The sequence below is a fragment of the Microbacterium sp. BF1 genome (genome assembly GCF_019279095.1).
In the GTDB taxonomy this organism is placed as follows: Bacteria; Actinomycetota; Actinomycetes; order Actinomycetales; family Microbacteriaceae; genus Microbacterium; species Microbacterium maritypicum.
Genome location: NZ_JAGYWT010000723.1, coordinates 1 through 890 on the forward strand (window position 1 = coordinate 1; position 890 = coordinate 890).

1 protein-coding gene is annotated in these 890 nt (G+C 71.8%); it reads left to right on the top strand.

Translation table 11 applies throughout. From position 1 onward, the window contains the following. Positions 1-34 precede the first annotated feature (34 nt). Positions 35-890 (top strand): histidine kinase dimerization/phosphoacceptor domain-containing protein (locus tag KZA10_RS16325; protein ID WP_218683414.1); only part of this gene is annotated, 856 nt, incomplete at its 3' end.

The window sequence follows — 890 nt, forward strand, 5'->3', positions numbered from 1 at the left end:
TGCCCGCGGCCAGGCCCTCGCGTAGCGTGGGGGAGTGATCCGCCCGCTCTCCCGCACCGCGCTGATCCTCGACATCGTCGGGGCGGCGCTGCTGTTCCTCGTGCTCGTGCCGACCTCGCTCGTGTTCTACGGGCCGGGGACGGGCAACGATGCGATCGGGGGGTTCGCGGTCGTGGGTGTCTTCATCGCGAGCGTGCTGATGTGCGGTGGCGTCGCGATCGGCCGGCTCGCCCCGGGGTGGGCCCTCGCCGCTGCGTGGGCCGGTGCCGTGCTGCAGATGCTGTCCGGCTTCGGGCCGCTCCCGGTGAACTTCGCGATCCTGCTCGTGCTCTACGCCACCTCGGCGTGGGGCACGCGCCGCGTGCTCTGGTGGGGCTTCGGATCTGCGTTGTTCGGAGGGTTCGTCGCGGCCGTCTTCATGATCATCGTGAACGGCGTCGCCTTCGGAACCGGGTCCGGCTGGGAGAAGGTCACCGCGGGCACGCTCCTCCTCGTCGTCTCGGTCATGGCGCTCGGGTTCGCCTGGGTGTGCGGACTGCTGTGGCGTGTGGTGCTGCGCGCTCGCGGCACCAGGTCGGCTCAGCTGCAGGCGGAGGCGCTCGCCGCGGAGGAGCAGGAGCGCGTGCGCATCGCGCGCGACATGCACGACGTGGTCGCGCACTCGCTCGCGGTCGTGATCGCGCAGGCCGATGGCGCCCGATACGCCGCCGCCGTGAAACCCGAGGTCGCGACCGAGGCACTCGGGACCATCGCCCAGACGGCACGCGGCGCTCTGAGCGACGTGCGGATGCTCCTCACGCAGCTGCGGCACCGGCAGGGCGACGGTCCGCAGCCCACGCTCGCCGATCTCGAAGCGCTGTTCGCGCAGGTGAGACAGGCGGGCATCGAAC